Source organism: Streptomyces sp. NPDC127595, from assembly GCF_042671685.1.
Taxonomy (GTDB): domain Bacteria; phylum Actinomycetota; class Actinomycetes; order Streptomycetales; family Streptomycetaceae; genus Streptomyces.
Genome location: NZ_JBHXWK010000007.1, coordinates 95383 through 111668, shown reverse-complemented (window position 1 = coordinate 111668; position 16286 = coordinate 95383). Strand labels below are relative to the sequence as shown.

15 protein-coding genes are annotated in these 16286 nt (G+C 71.0%); 6 read left to right on the top strand and 9 right to left on the bottom strand.

Annotation, left to right across the window (positions count from 1 at the left end; all coding sequences use genetic code 11):
* Positions 1–471: 471 nt before the first annotated feature.
* The gene (locus ACFVKT_RS23185; RefSeq protein WP_385734408.1) at positions 472–1230 is read right to left on the bottom strand and encodes an SDR family oxidoreductase; all 759 of its coding nucleotides are present in this window, start codon (positions 1228–1230) and stop codon (positions 472–474) included.
* Between the two features lie 144 nt (positions 1231–1374).
* Between ACFVKT_RS23185 and ACFVKT_RS23180 the strand changes: the two genes are divergently transcribed.
* On the top strand, positions 1375–3018 hold the full coding sequence (locus ACFVKT_RS23180) for an alkaline phosphatase D family protein (protein ID WP_385734406.1): 1644 nt from the start codon (positions 1375–1377) through the stop codon (positions 3016–3018).
* A 98-nt stretch (positions 3019–3116) separates the two neighbouring features.
* On the opposite strand, the gene ACFVKT_RS23175 is transcribed toward ACFVKT_RS23180, so the two are convergent.
* Positions 3117–4118: a Gfo/Idh/MocA family protein gene (locus ACFVKT_RS23175; RefSeq protein WP_385734404.1), complete on the bottom strand. Its 1002-nt coding sequence runs from the start codon at positions 4116–4118 to the stop codon at positions 3117–3119.
* Positions 4119–4237: 119 nt separating this feature from the next.
* Here ACFVKT_RS23175 and ACFVKT_RS23170 point away from each other — a divergent pair, with 119 nt between their 5' ends.
* The 3 genes from ACFVKT_RS23170 to ACFVKT_RS23160 all read left to right on the top strand — a co-directional run bounded on the left by ACFVKT_RS23170 (position 4238) and on the right by ACFVKT_RS23160 (position 7872).
* On the top strand, positions 4238–5551 hold the full coding sequence (locus ACFVKT_RS23170) for a multidrug effflux MFS transporter (RefSeq protein WP_385734402.1): 1314 nt from the start codon (positions 4238–4240) through the stop codon (positions 5549–5551).
* A 6-nt stretch (positions 5552–5557) separates the two neighbouring features.
* Positions 5558–6721, top strand: coding sequence for a serine hydrolase domain-containing protein (locus tag ACFVKT_RS23165; protein WP_385735009.1), 1164 nt, complete (start codon positions 5558–5560; stop codon positions 6719–6721).
* 164 nt (positions 6722–6885) lie between these two features.
* Positions 6886–7872 (top strand): small ribosomal subunit Rsm22 family protein, encoded by a 987-nt coding sequence (locus ACFVKT_RS23160; RefSeq protein ID WP_385734400.1) that lies wholly within the window; start codon positions 6886–6888, stop codon positions 7870–7872.
* Positions 7873–7948: 76 nt separating this feature from the next.
* Here ACFVKT_RS23160 and ACFVKT_RS23155 read toward each other — a convergent pair whose 3' ends face one another.
* Positions 7949–8128 (bottom strand): DUF6243 family protein, encoded by a 180-nt coding sequence (locus ACFVKT_RS23155; protein WP_385734398.1) that lies wholly within the window; start codon positions 8126–8128, stop codon positions 7949–7951.
* 103 nt (positions 8129–8231) lie between these two features.
* Here ACFVKT_RS23155 and ACFVKT_RS23150 point away from each other — a divergent pair, with 103 nt between their 5' ends.
* Together ACFVKT_RS23150 and ACFVKT_RS23145 are read left to right on the top strand one after the other, a co-directional pair.
* Complete coding sequence (locus tag ACFVKT_RS23150) at positions 8232–8909, top strand: TetR/AcrR family transcriptional regulator (protein ID WP_385734396.1); 678 nt, start codon at positions 8232–8234, stop codon at positions 8907–8909.
* 189 nt (positions 8910–9098) lie between these two features.
* The gene (locus tag ACFVKT_RS23145) at positions 9099–9827 is read left to right on the top strand and encodes a bifunctional DNA primase/polymerase (protein WP_385734394.1); all 729 of its coding nucleotides are present in this window, start codon (positions 9099–9101) and stop codon (positions 9825–9827) included.
* A gap of 53 nt (positions 9828–9880) precedes the next feature.
* Here ACFVKT_RS23145 and ACFVKT_RS23140 read toward each other — a convergent pair whose 3' ends face one another.
* The 6 genes from ACFVKT_RS23140 to ACFVKT_RS23115 all read right to left on the bottom strand — a co-directional run bounded on the left by ACFVKT_RS23140 (position 9881) and on the right by ACFVKT_RS23115 (position 16196).
* Positions 9881–10903, bottom strand: coding sequence for a hypothetical protein (locus ACFVKT_RS23140; RefSeq protein ID WP_385734393.1), 1023 nt, complete (start codon positions 10901–10903; stop codon positions 9881–9883).
* A complete protein-coding gene (gene efeU / locus ACFVKT_RS23135) occupies positions 10845–11741 on the bottom strand; it encodes an iron uptake transporter permease EfeU (RefSeq protein WP_385734391.1) in 897 nt (298 codons plus the stop codon). Before efeU ends, ACFVKT_RS23140 begins: the two co-directional genes overlap by 59 nt.
* Positions 11742–11743: 2 nt before the next feature.
* Complete coding sequence (efeB, locus tag ACFVKT_RS23130) at positions 11744–13003, bottom strand: iron uptake transporter deferrochelatase/peroxidase subunit (RefSeq protein WP_385734389.1); 1260 nt, start codon at positions 13001–13003, stop codon at positions 11744–11746.
* Between the two features lie 13 nt (positions 13004–13016).
* Positions 13017–14156 (bottom strand): iron uptake system protein EfeO, encoded by a 1140-nt coding sequence (gene efeO, locus ACFVKT_RS23125; RefSeq protein WP_385734387.1) that lies wholly within the window; start codon positions 14154–14156, stop codon positions 13017–13019.
* 205 nt (positions 14157–14361) lie between these two features.
* Positions 14362–15186 carry a heme ABC transporter ATP-binding protein gene (locus ACFVKT_RS23120; RefSeq protein ID WP_385734385.1) on the bottom strand — a complete coding sequence of 275 codons (825 nt, stop codon included), beginning with the start codon at positions 15184–15186 and terminating at the stop codon, positions 14362–14364.
* Positions 15183–16196, bottom strand: a complete 1014-nt coding sequence (locus ACFVKT_RS23115; RefSeq protein ID WP_385735007.1) for a FecCD family ABC transporter permease — start codon at positions 16194–16196, stop codon at positions 15183–15185. The genes ACFVKT_RS23120 and ACFVKT_RS23115 overlap by 4 nt, the downstream gene beginning before the upstream one ends.
* Between the last annotated feature and the right edge of the window lie 90 nt (positions 16197–16286).

Genomic DNA, 16286 nt, shown 5'->3' with positions numbered 1-16286 from the left:
GGTATGAGGTGCGAGGCGGCGACCAGCGCCGCTGACCGGTATGGGTGCGGTGCGGGGGTGGCGACGGCTGCCGCCGGCGGGTGGCGTGTGTGGGGTGCGGGGGTGGTAACGGCCGCTGCCGACCGGCGTGTGTGTCGGGTGCGGATGCGGCAGCAACCGTGTGCGGTGTGGGTGGCGACCGCCGCCGCTGAGCGGCGTATGTGCAGTCGCAGCCGTCCGCGGCCCGGTGCATACCCCGCGGTCCCGCGCGAGGCCCGCCCCCACCCCGGCCGCGGACGGCTGCTCCTCCCCCCTCGGTGTGGACCGTGGTGTGCACCGTGGCCGTACCGAAGTCCTGCGCTCCAAGTGTGAAGCTCTGATGGAGGAGAGGTCGAGCATATGCCTGCCACCGGCCTTTATGGTCCGGAGGTTCACCTTCCGTTTGTGCAGGTTGAGGAGTTGGAGAGGCGGCAGCGGGTGCGCGCGGCCCGCTCAGCCGCGCCCCACGTACGGCATCGCCGTCGCCAGCACCGTCGCGAACTGCACGTTCGCCTCCAGCGGCAGCTCCGCCATGTGCCGCACGGTGCGTGCCACATCGGCCACGTCCATCACCGGCTCGACCGCCGTCTCCCCGTTCGCCTGAAGGATTCCGGTTCGCATGCGCTCGGTCATGTCGGTCGCCGCGTTGCCGATGTCGATCTGACCGCACGCGATCCGGTACGGACGCCCGTCCAGGGACAGTGACTTGGTCAGTCCGGTCAGCGCGTGCTTGGTCGCGGTGTAGGCGGCCGAGAGCGGGCGCGGGGTGTGCGCGGAGATCGAGCCGTTGTTGATGATCCGGCCGCCCTGCGGGTCCTGCCCCTTCATCTGCCGGTACGCCGCCTGCGCGCACAGGAACGCCCCGTTGAGGTTGGTGTCCACGACGTGCCGCCAGGCCTCGTACGGCAGCTCCTCGAACGGGACGCCGCCGGGGCCGAACGTACCGGCGTTGTTGAAGAGCAGGTCGAGCCGTCCGAAGCGGTCGCGCACGGCCGCGAAGAGGGCCTCGACGTCGTCGGGGCGCGCGACGTCGGTCCGTACGGCGATCGAGGGTCCCTCGGGAGCGAGGGCGGCCGTCTCGTCCAGCAGCTGGGGCCGGCGCCCGGCGAGCGCCACCGACCAGCCTGTGCGCAGCAGTTCCACCGCCACCGCGCGGCCGATGCCGGATCCTGCCCCGGTAACCACCGCGATCTTCGTTTGCATGGCATTCATGGCCCCGCAGCGTACGGGAGACCCCGCGCGGGGGCCGTCATACGGAACTCACGCGTCCGCCACCCTGCTGTTGTGTACGCGCCAAGCTGACGTTGATCGCGACCACTCCAATGGCAGACACCATCACTGTCAGGGGAGGGCCAGATGACACCCGCAGCCCAGCATCCGTCTCAGCACGCCCCCGAACTCCGCGCCGTCGCCCGCCACATCGGCCGCCGACGCTTCCTCACCGGCACCGCGGCGGCCGCCGCGGTCGCGTTCGCCGTCAACCTGCCGACCGTAGGAGTGGCGAGCGCCGCCGAACTCGACGCGTCGAAGATCACCGAAGACCCCTTCACACTCGGGGTCGCCTCGGGCGACCCACTGCCCGGCTCCGTACTGCTGTGGACGCGGCTCGCGCCCGCCCCGTACCAGCCCGACGGCGGTCTGCCCGCCGAACGCGTCACCGTGCAATGGGAGTTGGCCCACGACGAGCGCTTCCGCCGGATCGTCAGACGCGGCACGGCCACCGCACACCCCGAGTTCGACCACACCGTGCACGTCGAGGTCGGCCCCCTCGCCCCCGACCGGGTCTTCTACTACCGCTTCCGGACCGGCGGTTGGATCAGCGAGGCGGGCCGCACGCGCACGACGCCCGCCACCCACGCCCAGGCGTCGGCCCTCACCTTCGCCGCCGTCTCCTGCCAGTCGTACACGGACGGCTACTTCACCGCGTACAGCCACCTCGCCGAGGACGACGTCGACGTGGTCTTCCACCTCGGCGACTACCTGTACGAGTACGCGGTCAACTCCGTCGGCGGCTACCGCGACTACACCGACCGGGTCATCCCCGCCCTCTTCAACCACGAGACCCTGACCCTGGAGGACTACCGCCTGCGGTACGCCCTCTACAAGTCCGACCCGGACCTGCGCGCCGCACACGCCGCGCACCCCTTCGTCGTCACCTGGGACGACCACGAGACCGAGAACAACTACGCCGACGACATCCCCGAGAACGATGTACCGCCGGAGGAGTTCCTGCTGCGCCGCGCCGCCGCCTACCGCGCGTACTGGGAGAACCAGCCGCTGCGCCGCCCGCAGCAGCCGGCCGGGCCCGACATGCAGCTCTACCGGCGGCTGGGCTGGGGCCGGCTCGCCCAGTTCGACATCCTCGACACCCGGCAGTACCGCTCCAACCAGGCGTACGGCGACGGACTCGACCTCCCCGGCCCCGAGATCGACGACCCGGCGCGCACGATGACCGGCGAGACGCAGGAGCGGTGGCTGCTCGACGGCTGGCGCCGCTCACGGGCGCTGTGGAACGTCGTCCCTCAGCAAGTCAACTTCGCCCAGCGGAAGTTGGACATCGCCCCGGTCGCCAGGCTGTCGATGGACGCCTGGGACGGCTACCGCGCCTCGCGGCGGCGCGTCCTGGACGGGGCGAAGGCGGCCGGGACCGAGAACCTGATGGTCCTCACCGGCGACGTCCACGTGGCGTACGCCTACGACATCAAGGACGACTTCGACGACCCGTCGTCGGCGACGCTCGGCACGGAGATCGTCGCCACGTCCGTCTCCAGCGGCAGGGACGGCGCCGACAAGCCCGCCACCTGGGACACCTACACCGGGGCCAACCCGCACATGAAGTTCTACAACGGGCGGCGCGGCTATGTGACGGTCGAACTCGGGCGGGAGGCGGCGCGGGCGGACTTCAAGACGGTGTCGGCCGTGACGACGCCGGGCGCTCCGATCACGACAGCGGCGTCGTTCGTGACGGAGGTGGGGGACCAGGGCCTCAAGCCCGCCTGATCCCCGGTCCCGGTCTGATACCCGGTCTGGCCCCCTTGCCGGTCTGATCCCCGGCCGTTCGGCTCCGGCCGTTCGGCTCCGGCCGGTTCGGCCCCGAATCAGCTCGCCTCCGAGGGGTAGCGGACGCCGATGCGGTCACGGATCGCGTCGAGCGTCCGCATCACGGCGAGGGTGCCGTCGAGGGGGACCAGCGGCGACTCGGTCTCGCCGGCCCGCAGGGCGCGCATGACCTCGGCGGCCTCGTGCTTGAGGCTGTTGCGGGGGCCGTGTGCCGGGTCGGCCGTGAACTCCTCGGGGTCGCGGCCGTCGCGGTGCAGGACGAAGCGGTCCGCGAAGAAGAAACCGTCCGGGACGTCGATGCGGCCCTCGGAGCCGGTGATCGAGGCAGCGGTGGGAGTGCCGCCGGTGAGAGAGCAGTGCACCGTTGCGAGAGCGCCGCTCTCGAAGGAGAGCACCGCTCCGGTCTGGAGATCAATGCCCTCGTCGGAGAGCACTGCTCTCGCGACAACGTCCGAGGGCTCCCCGAGCAGCAACTGCGCGAACGACACCGGATAGACCCCCAGATCGAGGAGCGCGCCACCGCCCTGCGCCGGATCACGCAGCCGATGCGAGGGCGGGAAGGGACCAGAGATCCCGAAGTCGGCCTGGACCGTGCGCACTTCACCGACCGCACCGTCCTCGACGAGCGCCTTGAGCCGCCGGATCAGCGGATTGCAGTACGTCCACATCGCCTCCATCAGGAAACGGTCGTGCCGGCGCGCGAGCGCGACCAGCTCCTCCGCCTCCCGCGAGTTCAGCGTGAACGCCTTCTCACACAGCACATGGCGCCCCGCCTCCAGACACAGCCCGGCCGCGGCCCGGTGCGCCGAGTGCGGAGTGGCGACGTACACCACATCCACGTCCGCGTCCTCGGCGAGCGAGGCCCAGTCGCCGTACGCCCTGGGGATCCCGAACCGTTCCGCGAACGCCTTCGCCGAGGCGTCCGTCCGCGAGGCCACGGCCACCACCTCGGCGTCCGGCAGATCCACCAGATCCGCGGTGAACGCCGCGGCGATCCCGCCCGTCGCCAGAATCCCCCACCGCACGCGATCCACTGCCATCTCCGGCCCCTCGCTCTGTGACCTCTGTGACCTCTGCGGTCCCTGCGGCCTCCATGGCCCCGAACACTCTGTTCGAACTGAGAGCATAGGTGGCGATTCACTCGGAGAGGGAGGGGCGCATGGCCGAGCGTGGCCGTACCGCGCGGGAGCAGGAGGGCCGGGCCGGACGGGACGGCCGGGAGGGGCACATACCGGACACGACCGTCGCCGCGTTGCCCGGCGTACGCGGCACCGCCGCCCTCCGCCGCACCGGACTCCTCGTCACCCTGATCCTCGGCGGGCTCACCGCCACACCCCCGCTGGCGATGGACATGTACCTCCCCTCGCTCCCGGAGGTCACCAGGTCCCTGCACGCCCCCGCCGCGACCGTGCAGCTCACCCTCACCGCCTGCCTCGCGGGCATGGCGCTCGGGCAACTCGTCGTCGGCCTGATGAGCGACAGGTGGGGACGGCGCAGGCCGCTGCTCGTGGGCCTGCTCATCTACATCCTGGCCACCGCGATGTGCGCCACCGCCCCGAACATCGAACTCCTCGTCACCTTCCGCCTCGCCCAGGGCCTCGCGGGCGCGGCCGGAATCGTCATCGCGCGGGCGGTCGTACGCGATCTGTACGACGGCGTGGAGATGGCCCGCTTCTTCTCCACGCTCATGCTGATCTCCGGCGTCGCCCCGGTCGTCGCACCGCTCATCGGCGGGCAGATCCTGCGGATCACCGACTGGCGGGGCGTGTTCGTGGTTCTCACGGGGGTCGGCATCGCGCTGACGGCGGCCGTCTGGTTCCGGCTGCCCGAGACCCTCGCGCCCGCCGAGCGGCACGGCGGCGGCGTGGCCGAGGCGCTGCGCTCGATGCGCGGGCTGCTGGCCGGCCGGGTCTTCACCGGCTACATGCTCGCGGGCGGGTTCACCTTCGCCGCGCTGTTCGCGTACATCTCCGCCTCGCCCTTCGTGATCCAGGAGATCTACGGCGCCTCTCCGCAGACCTTCAGCCTGCTCTTCGGCGTCAACTCCGTCGGCCTGGTGATCGTCGGCCAGATCAACGGCAAAATCCTGGTCGGCCGGGTCAGTCTCGACAAGGTTCTCGCTGTCGGCCTGGCGGTCGTCACGCTCGCCGCGACCGCGCTGCTGCTGATGTCCACGGGCGTCTTCGGCGAGACCGGGCTCGTTCCGGTCGCCGCCGCGCTGTTCGTGCTGATGTCCGCGATGGGCGTGGCCATGCCCAACGCTCAGGCGATGGCCCTGATGCGGGTCAAGCGCGCGGCGGGTTCCGCTTCCGCGCTCCTGGGCACCACCTCCTTCCTCATCGGCGCGATCGCCTCACCGCTCGTGGGCATCGCCGGGGAACGCACCGCCGTCCCGATGGCCGTCGTCCAACTGGCGGCGGTACTGGTGGCCGCCGCCTGCTTCGTGGGACTGTGCCGTCCCTGGAAGAGCTGACGCACCATCGGACGGAAAGGCGGCGGACAGCTGAGCGCACCGAGACTGCGCATCGACTCACCGGAACGGGCCGGGCTCGACCCCGGAGAACTGAAACATCTCGTACGGGAGGCCCGCGCTCTCACCGGCGGGGCGGACCCCTGGGCGGCGGGCGTCGTCCTGGTCGCCGGGCGCGGCCCGGTCATCGCCGTCGAGGAGGCGGCGGGGTGGGCGGTCCGCTACGCCTCGTACGACGGTGAGACGGAGACAGGGGTCGAACTGCCGCCCGGGGCACGGGTGCCCGCGACCGTTCACACACCCTTCGATCTGGCGTCCCTCACCAAACTGTTCACGGCGGTCGCCGCCGTGCAGCAGCTCGAGCGGGGCACCCTCGGCATCGACGCGCGTGTTGGCGCGTATCTGCCGGACTTCCGCGCGGTCGTCGAACACGGCGTGACCGTACGGCAGTTGCTCACCCACACCTCCGGGCTGCGGCCCGAAGTCCCGCTGTACGACTGCCCGGACGACCGGGCGCGGCTCGCGATGCTCCGGGCGGAGGCGCCCGAGTCGGAGCCGGGGGAGTACGTCTACTCGGACGTGAACCTGCTCCTCCTCCAGCACGTCCTGGAGCGCGTCACCGGGCGCACGCTGGACGTCCTCGTGCGCGACGGGATCACCCGGCCGCTCGGGATGACGGCCACGGGTTTCGGGCCCTGTCCCGGGGCGGCGGCCACGGAGGACCAGCGGTGGCCGTGGGCCAAAGCCGATCGGGGGATGCTGCGTGGAGTGGTCCACGACGAGAACGCCTGGGCCCTCGGCGGTGTGGCGGGTCACGCCGGCCTCTTCTCCACGGGCCGCGATCTTGCCGTCTTCTGCCGCACCCTCCTCGCGGGCGGCTCCTACGGTCCCGCCCGCATCCTCGGCCCCGACTACGTCGAACTCATGCTGACCCCGCCCGGCCTCGGCTTCGCCCTCGACCAGGCCTGGTTCATGGGGGACCTCGCGGGGCGCGGCGCGGCGGGGCACACGGGGTTCACGGGGACGTCGCTGGTGCTGGATCCGGCGACGGACACGTTTGTGGTGTTGCTGGCGAACACGGTGCATCCGCGGCGCCGGCCGGCCGACAACGGGCCGCGGGCGGCGGCGGGGACGCGGGTGGCGCGTGCGGTGCGGGGCGCTGGGGGCGGGTAGTTTTTCGCCCCCTCCGCTCCTGCCCGTCCCTTGTTCCTGGGGGCTGCCGCCCCCAGACCCCCGCTTCGCGCTGAGCGCGCTCGTCCTCAAAAGCCGGACGGGCTGAAACGGGGCGGAGGGGGCGAGGAAACCAACCCCCACCCCGCCAACCGTAGAATCACGACGTGAACGCCGCCCCCGCCGAAACCCTCCGTACCGCCCTCGCCGGCCTCCTCGACGGCCTCCCCCCGAAGGCGGCCGCGCAGGCGGTGGAGCGGCTGATCGCGAACTACCGGGGGCGCACCCCGACCCACACCCCGGTGCTGCGCGACCGCGAGGACGTGGTCGCGTACGCCGCGTACCGGATGCCGGCGACGTTCGAGGCGGTACGCACCGCACTGGACGCGTTCGCGGACGCGGCCCCCGGCTGGGCGCCGGACAGCCATGTGGACGTCGGCGGCGGCACCGGCGCGGCGACCTGGGCGGTGAACGCGACCTGGGAGGGCACGCGCCCGGTCACGGTGCTCGACTGGGCGGAACCGGCCCTCGCGCTGGGCCGGGAACTCGCCGCGGCGAACCCGGAGTTGAAGGCCGCGGAGTGGCACCGCTCTCGTATCGGAGCGGCGCTCACCATCGAGAGCACTGATCTCGTCACCGTCTCCTACGTCCTGGGCGAACTGACCGAGGCCGACCGCGCCCACGTCGTCGACGCCGCAGCGTCCGCGGCCCAGGCCGTCGTGATCATCGAGCCGGGCACCCCCGACGGCTACGCCCGCGTCATCGAGGCCCGCGACCGCCTGACCGGCGCCGGGTTCCAGGTCGCCGCGCCCTGTCCGCACAGCGCGGGCTGTCCCATCGTCCCCGGCGAGGACTGGTGTCACTTCTCGGCCAGGGTCAGCCGTTCCTCCCTGCACCGCCAGGTCAAGGGCGGCTCCCTGCCGTACGAGGACGAGAAGTTCAGCTATGTCGCCGCGACCCGCTTCCCGCCGGCCCCGGCGCCGTCCCGCGTCGTCCGCAAGCCACAGATCCGCAAGGGCCAGGTGCTCCTTGACCTGTGCGAGACGGAGCCCTCCCTACGCCGGGAGACGGTCAGCAAGCGCCACGGGATCCTGTACAAGGCGGCCCGCGACGCGGACTGGGGCGACGCCTGGCCGCCGCCCCAGGGGGACTGACTGCGCCCCAGGGGAACTGACTCCGCTTCAGGGGTGCTGGCTCCGCCCCAGGGAACGGGGTTCCGCTTCAGAGGGACTAACTCCGCTCCTCCGCACTGCGGCGCTCTTCCTGCAGCTTGCGCAGCAGTTCACGTTTCAGGGCCAGGGGGTCCTGGCCCACGCCGACCTGGTTGCCCCGGCCTCCGCCGCGCAGTGCCTTGCGGCCCAGGTTGCTGCGGGCTCCGCCGACGCCCAGCATGTTTCCGCCTCGGCTCATCTCGGGTCTCCCTTTCCGGTTTATGGCGAGACGTTACGTCTCGCCAGATCCCTACCACTGTCCAGCGAGACGCATCGTCTTGTCAACCTGATAAATTCGCCCCATGGTCCAGAAGCCCCCTCGGTCTCCGGGTAAGTTCGTCCCGCCCCCCGCCAAGCCCACCCCCGACTCCACTCGCCGCAGTGAGAAGTCCCGCCGCGCCATCTACGACGCCGCCCTCGCCCTCGTCGGCGAGGTCGGCTACCCGAAGACCACCATCGAGGGCATCGCCGCCCGTGCCGGCGTCGGCAAGCAGACGATCTACCGCTGGTGGTCGTCGAAGGCGGACGTGCTCCTGGAGGCGTTCATCGACCTCAGTGCCCAGGCGGCGGAGGCCGCGGCCCGGCCGGAGATCCTGGGGGAGCAGGCGGCGTACGAGATCCCGGACACCGGCGATCTGGAGGCCGACCTCAAGCTGGTCCTGCGTGCCACCGTCGACGAGCTCCTCGACCCCAAGTTCGAGATCCCCTCGCGCGCGCTGGCCGCCGAGGGTGTCGTCAACGAGCAGGTCGGCGTCGAGTTCGTGACGAAACTCCTCGAACCCCAGCTCCAGCTGTATGTGAAGCGGCTGCGCTCCGCGCAGGACGCCGGCCAGGTCCGCCAGGGCATCGACCTGCGCATCGCCCTGGAACTCTGGGTCTCCCCGCTCGCCCAGCGCTGGCTCCAGCGCACCGGCCCGATCGACTACGCGTACACGGACACCCTCGTCGAGTACGCCCTCCATGGCCTCGCCCCGCGTTGAGCGGCAGCCGCTCCACGCGGGATGGCAGCGGGATAAATCACACCAAAATACGCGAACACGCCTGATTCCTGCCGCAGGCGCATCGCCCCCACCCACCCCGGATGTCAGCTCTGGCCACCCGGGGCGCAGGATGGTGGGACCATAGGGCAGGACGCAAGACGTGGCCACTACGGCGAGGCGAGGCGATACATGAGCGCAGAGTTCGGCAGCCGCTCCGGCGCGCAGGGCAGGATCTCCCAGTGGCTGCGTGGCCGCCGCCCCAAGGAGACCGCCGACGACGGCAGCGGGCGTGAAGCCCTGCTGCTCGCCGCTGCCGCAGCCGGGCTGCCGCTCGCGCAGGCCGCGTACCCCTCCGGGTACCGGTGTTCCTGTGACCGCGTCGGCTGTCCCACCCCCGCGCGCCACCCCATCTCCTTCGCCTGGCAGACCCAGTCCACCACCGACCGCGCCCAGATCGAGCGCTGGGCCCGGCACCAGCCGCGCGCCAACTTCATCACCGCGACCGGCATGGTGCACGACGTCCTGGACGTGCCGCTGGAGGCGGGGCGCGAGGCGCTGGAGCGGCTGCTGGCCTCCGGGATCGAGGTCGGACCCGTCGCCCAGTCCGGCGCCGACCGCATGCTCTTCTTCACGGCCACCCGCGGTACACCTGAGGACCCGGACGAGTGGTGGCCCTGCGAGCTGGACTGCCACCCCGAAACGATGGACGAGCACCCGGGGCTGCGCTGGCACTGTCGCGGGTCGTACGTCCTCGTGCCGCCGGCCCAGCTCCCCGGTGATCTGACGGTCGACTGGGTACGCGGCCCCGAGCACCCCCTGCCGGACCCGCTCACCATCCTTGAGATGCTCACCGACGCCTGTGCCCGCTATGTGGGAGACGGCTCGGACCAGTTGGCGGCCTGGCCCCACCGGGGCTGAACCCCCACCGGGGCCGAACCCACAGCGAGGCTGAACCCCCATGGGCGAGGGGGCTATTCGCCCTTCGCCCCCGTCAGCCCCTGCACCCGGCTCAAAAACTCCACCTGCTGGTTCCCCGCCCCCTTCGCCGGGTCGAGCACCGCCTCGTTGGAGACGAACTCCAGCGTGAGGGACTGCTTCAGCTCGCCGGTCATCAAGGCCTTGATGCTCGCATCGGTGACGTTGAGGTCGACGCCCGTCGCGGCGGTCTGCTTCTCGTAGTGGCGGGTGGCGAAGAAGACCAGCGCGCCGCCGTCCGTGGTGCGCAGCCCGACGGGGGCGTAGTCGCCGGAGTTGATCGGCTCGTCGACGTACTGCCGGGCCAGACCCGGCTTGCTCGCGTTCTTCTCGCGCTGGGCCCGCCACTCGGTGGTGTGGGCGCCGGGCGCGAAGGTGTCGCCGCCGCGCGCCAGATACGTCGTGTACGCCTGGCCGAGTTTGTCCGGCTCGATCGCGAGGGCCGCGTCGTCCGCCGTGACCGGCTGCGCCCAGCCGTCCGAATCCTTCTCGAACTCCGGTACGTCATCGGTCGCCAGGACGGTCAGATACGAGGCCTCCCACACGTCGCTCGCGCTGCCCCGGGTGAACACCAGCAGCCAACGGGTGTCGTCCGCGCCCTTGTTGGCCTGGGTGTCCGCCAGGAACCAGCGCGGCCAGCCCGCCTTCTCGGGGATGGTGAACTTCGCGTCGGTCAGCTCCAGCGGAGCGTGCGCCGGGTTGCCGGCCGGGCTGTTCTCGTGCCCGGCGTCCAGCTTCGCGCCGTCGATGTCGGACAGCGGGCCGGTGACATGGCCGGCGTCCAGCGAGCGGTCGTACGCCTTGTCCGCCTTGTTGTACGCGGTGGTGAAGTCGCTGAGCGCGCGGGCGGCCTCCGTCCGGGTCGCCGCCGGCACGATCTCCCGCTCCCCGTGCACCACCAGGCAGCCGCTCGCGGTCAAGGACAGAACCGTCACCGCGCCCGTTGCCAGGGCGAATCGACTACGACTGCGAAGCCTTCGAATGCTGCGATCCCCGCGAACCCTGCGATCCCTGCTCATCAGGTGTCTTCACCTTCCCCTTCCCGGAGGCGAACCCTACCGGGGCAAGGAAAATCGCGAGCGTCGGGATCAGATAGAGCGCCCACACCGTGACCTGGAGGACGGTCGGGTCGGGCTGGAAGTTGAAGACACCCTTGAGGAGGGTGCCGTACCAACTGTCCGGCGGGATCGTCCCGCTGATGTCGAACGCCCTGTTCGTCAGGCCCGGCAGGAAGTCGGCCTCCTGGAGATCATGGAAGCCGTACGCCAGCACGCCCGCGGCGACGACGACCAGCATGCCGCCGGTCCAGGTGAAGAACTTGGCCAGGTTGATGCGCAGCGCTCCCCGGTAGAACAGCCAGCCGAGCAGTACCGCCGTGGCGAGGCCGAGCAGGGCGCCGAGCAGCGGCTCGAACGTGCCGTCCTCGGAGCCGGCCGCGTGGACCGACGTCCACACGAACAGCGAGGTCTCCAGGCCCTCCCGGCCGACCGCCAGGAACGCGGTGGCCACCAGTGCCCCGGTGCCCATCAGCAGCGCCGAGTCCAGCTTGCCGTGCAGTTCCGCCTTGAGATGCCGTGCCGTGCGCCGCATCCAGAAGACCATCCAGGTCACCAGGATCACGGCCACGATCGACAGCGAACCGCCCAGCGCCTCCTGCGCCTTGAAGGTCATCTCCTGCGAGCCGTACTCCAGGCCGAAGCCGAAGCCGAGCGAGATCAGCACCGCGACGGCGATGCCGATCCAGATCGGCCGCAGCGCCTCGCGGTGCTCGGTCTTCACCAGATAGGCGACCAGGATGCAGACGACGAGGCTGGCTTCCAGACCCTCGCGCAGACCGATCAGATAGTTCGCGAACACGGCTAAGCCTCCTTGGAGAACAGCGCCCGGCCCCACCAGTCGTCCTTGTCCCGGACGCCCGGTGGGATGGCGAAGACCGCCGAACCCACGTGCTGGATGTACTCGTTGAGCGTGTCGGCGGCCAGGCTGCGCTGCACCGGGATGAAGCCGGTGCGCACATCGCGCTGGTACGCGAGGAAGAACAGGCCCGCTTCCAGGCGGCCGAGGTTGTCCGTGCCGTCGGTGAAGGAGTAGCCGCGGCGCAGGAGTGTCGCCCCATGGTTGGAGTCGGGGTGCGCGAGCCGTACGTGCGCGTCGGGCTTCATCGCCTTCAGGAACGGCTCGTCGCGCTCCTTCGCCTTGCCGACCGGGGCGCCCTCGGCCTTGTCGCGGCCGAAGATGTCCTCCTGCTCCTGGAGCGAAGTCCGGTCCCAGGTCTCGATGTTCATCCGGATGCGCCGGGCGACGAGGTAGGAGCCCCCGGTCATCCAGGCGGCCGCGGCGCCCTTCTCGTCCCCCTCCTCCACCCACACGAACTTCTTCAGCCGGTCGGTCTCCGTCCCCGCGATGTTGCGGGTGCCGTCCTTGAAGCCCATGAGGTTACGAGGGGTCTGCGCGTCCGGTGTGGTCGACGAGGTCTTGCCGAAGCCCAGCTGGGACCAGCGCATGACGACCTTGCCGAAGCCGATCCGGGCGAGGTTGCGGATCGCGTGCACCGCGACCTGCGGGTCGTCCGCACACGCCTGGATGCACAGGTCGCCGCCGCTGCGGTTCTTGTCCAGGTTGTCGCCCGCGAACTGCGGCAGATCGACGAGGGCCGCCGGCCGCTGGTCCGCCAGGCCGAACTTCTCGAAGAGCGAGGGCCCGAAGCCGATCGTCAGCGTCAGCCGCGAGGGACTGAGGCCCAGTGCCTCACCGGTGTCGTCCGGCGGCGCCTCGGCCAGGCCGCCGTACGCGCCCTCACCGACCGCCTCTCCGGCGGTGACCCGCCGGGCCGCCTCGGTCCAGTCCTTCAGGAGCTGGACGAACTCGGCGCGGTCGTCCGTCTTCACGTCGAACGCGGCGAAGTGCAGCCGGTCCTGCACCGGTGTCGCGATGCCCGCCTGGTTCGTTCCGTGGAAGGCGATCGCGGCGCCGGACTCGGCGGCCGGTTCCACATCGCTGCCCGTACGGGCCATAGCCACCGCGCCACCGGCAGCGGCTGCACCGAGCGCGAGCCCCGCGCCGCCCCAGCCGATCAGCGAACGCCGGGAGGGAGCGGGCCCGTTGGAGGTATCCGTCATGATGTCCCCTCGTCTACTTCACGACAGCGGCGGCGAGCTTGGACAGGGGCTCGGCGAGCGCGTTGACCGCGTCCGAGAGCTCCTTGCGGTCGGCGTCGCCGACCTTGTCGTACGAGGTGAACTCGTAGGAGGTCTTGTCCGCGCGGTACTTGTCGAGCAGCGTGTTCAGCGCCGCGAACTGCTTGTCCAGTTCCTTCGTCAGCGCCGCGTCGTTCTCACCGGCGACCGGCTTCAGGAGCGTGTACGACTTCTCCGCGCCCTCGACGTTGGCCTTGAAGTCGACCAGGTCGGTGTGCGAGTAGCGCTCCTCCTCGCCGGTGACCTTGCCGGTGGCGACCTCGTCGAGGAGTTCCTTGGCGCCGTTGGCCATGGAGGTCGGGGTGATGTCGGCCTTGCCCACCCGCTTCTGCCAGTCGGTCAGGTCCGTCACCAGCTGGTCGGCGAGAGTCTTCTCCGTGTCGGTGATCTTCTTGTCCTGCCAGAGGGCCTTCTCCAGGCGGTGCCAGCCGGTGAATTCCTGGCCGGGCTCCAGACCGTCCGCGCGGACGTCGACCTTCGGGTCGATGTCACCGAAGGACTCGGCGACCGGCTCGGTGCGCTCCCAGCCGATGCGCGAGGGCGCGTACGCCTTCTTCGCGGCCTCCAGATCGCCGGCCTTGACGGCGTCGGTGAAGACCTTGACCTTGGGCAGCGTCTCGTCGGCCTGCACCTGCGCGTACGAGCGGTAGACGGCGACGGCCTTGTCGAGCCGCGGGTCGCGCTTGGCGACCGTGCCGCCGGTGGCCGTGACGTCCTGGCGTATGCCGTCGCCCTTCATGCCCGGCTTGCAGGCGATCGTGTAGTCGCCGGCCTTCACCTCGGCGGTGACCGTCTGCTTGGTGCCCGGGCCGATGTTCTCGCGCTCGGTGACGATCCGGTCGTCCGGGAAGAGGAGATAGATCTCGGTCACCTTGGAGCCCTTGTTCTCCACGGAGATCTTGACGTGCCCGGCCGGAAACTCCTTCTTGGACACCTCGCACTTGGAGTCGGTGGCGGTCACCTCGACGAGGTTGTCACTGCTCGAAGCGTCGCTTTTCTCGGTGCAGCCCGTGACGGCGGTCAGAACCGCCGCGCTGGCTACGGCGGTGGCGACGGAGAGGCGGACGGGGCGCATTAAGGCTCCAAGCGGGGCTCGGCGGGTTCACAGATACGGCAGATACGGCAGATACGGCAAAGATCCAGGTGAGGCGGACCTAACTTATCTGAGGCTTACCTGAGTGGTACCCGTCCGTCCAGTGATTCAGCTCTCATGGACGGTGTATGAGCGCGACCTGATCACGGTGGCTCAATCCGCACCCCAAGGGATGGTAAAAACCAGGTCAAGGGCGTCGGCGAGGGCTGACCAGGACCTCGCCGGTGCGCGGGTGCGGAAACACCTCGACCGGCTGCTTGTAGACATCCGAGAGCAAGGTGTCGGTGAAGATCCCGGCCGGCGGTCCGTCGGCCACCGCGCGCCCGGCGCACAGAATCACCACCCGGTGCGCGTACGCCGCCGCGAGCCCCAGATCGTGCAACACCACGACCACGGCGTCCCCCGCGTGCGCCCTTTCCCGGCAGACCCGGAGCACCAGCTCCTGGTGCCGCAGATCGAGAGCGGCGGTCGGCTCGTCGAGCAGCAGCAGGGGAGCGCGCTGGGCGAGCACCCGGGCGAGCGCGACCCGCGCCCGCTCACCGCCGCTCAGCGCCGAGAAGGGACGGTCCGCGAACGGCACGACCTCCGTCGCCGCCATGGCTTCGGCCACGGCCGCATCATCGTCAGCGTCGGCCTGTCCGGCCCACGGCGCCCGGCCCATCCGTACGACCTCGTCGACCGTGAACGGGAACGAGAGCGCGGCCGACTGGGGGAGCACGGCCCGGCGCAGGGCGAGTTCGGGTGCGGACCACTGTGCGGCCGGGCGCCCGTGGACGCGTACGACTCCCGCGGAGGGCCGCAGATCGGCGGCCAGCGCGCCCAACAGGGTGGACTTTCCCGCACCGTTGGGGCCTACCAGCGCCAGGACCTCGCCTGCCCGGGCGGTGACGTCCACACCGCACAGCACCTCGCGGGCGCCGAGCCGGACATGGAGCCCCTCGGCCTCGGCGAGTACGTCGCCGGGCGCGGCCGGGGGAGGGGGCGTGGGGCGCCCCGTACGCGGGAACCTCATGCCCAGCCTCCTTGCCTGCGACGGGTCCTGCGCAGCAGCCAGAGGAAGAACGGACTGCCGAGCAGGGCGGTGAGGACGCCGAGGGGGAGTTCGGCGGGGGCGGCGACGGTACGGGCGGCGAGGTCTGCGCCGAGCAGCACGAGGGCGCCGCACAGCGCGCTGGCCGGCACGAGGAAGCGGTGCCCCGGTCCCGCCGCCATCCGCAGCAGATGCGGTACGACGAGACCGACGAAGGCGATGATCCCGGAGACGCTGACGGCCGCCGCGGTCAGCAGCGCGATGACGAACACCAGGATGATCCGCAGCCGCTCCACGTCCACGCCCAGGTGCCGGGCGGGCCGCTCGCCGAGCGCCAGGAGGTCCAACCGCCGGGCGTACAAGGGCGCGACGGCCAGACCGGCGACCGCGCAGGGCAGTACGGCGAGCACCTTGGGCCAGGTGGCCTGGGAGAGCGAGCCGAGCTGCCAGAAGGTGATCTGGTTGACCGCCGCGGTGCTCTCCGCGAAGAAGATGAACAGCCCGATCAGCGCACCCGCGAACGCGTTCAGCGCGATACCGGTGAGGATCAGCGTCACCACCTCCGTCCGGCCGCCCGAGCGCGACATCGCGTACACGAGCAGCACCGTGCCGAGCCCCGAGACGAAGGCGAAGGCCGGAACGGTCCACGTACCGAGGAAGTTCAGACCGAGCGAGATCGCGGCGACCGCGCCCACCGCCGCGCCCGAGGAGACGCCGATGACCCCCGGCTCGGCGAGCGGATTGCCGAACACGCCCTGCATCAGCGCGCCCGCACAGCCCAGCGAGGCACCGACGAGCAGCGCGAGCACGATCCGCGGGAAGCGGACGTTCCACAGCACCGACTCGGCGACCCGGTCCAACTCGGCCCCGCCCAGGCCGATCCGGTGCTGCACCGAGCCGAGCACGTCACCGGTGGGGATCGGATAGGCGCCGAGCCCCGCGGCGACGGGGACGAGTACGAGGAGGGCGGCGAGGAGGGCGGTGGTGAGCAGCCAGCGGGTGGGACGGGCGGCGGAGCCCTCCTGGGCTCCAACGGGCTTTCCCGGTACGGGCCTTCCTGCCTGGGTGCGCTCGGGTACCGC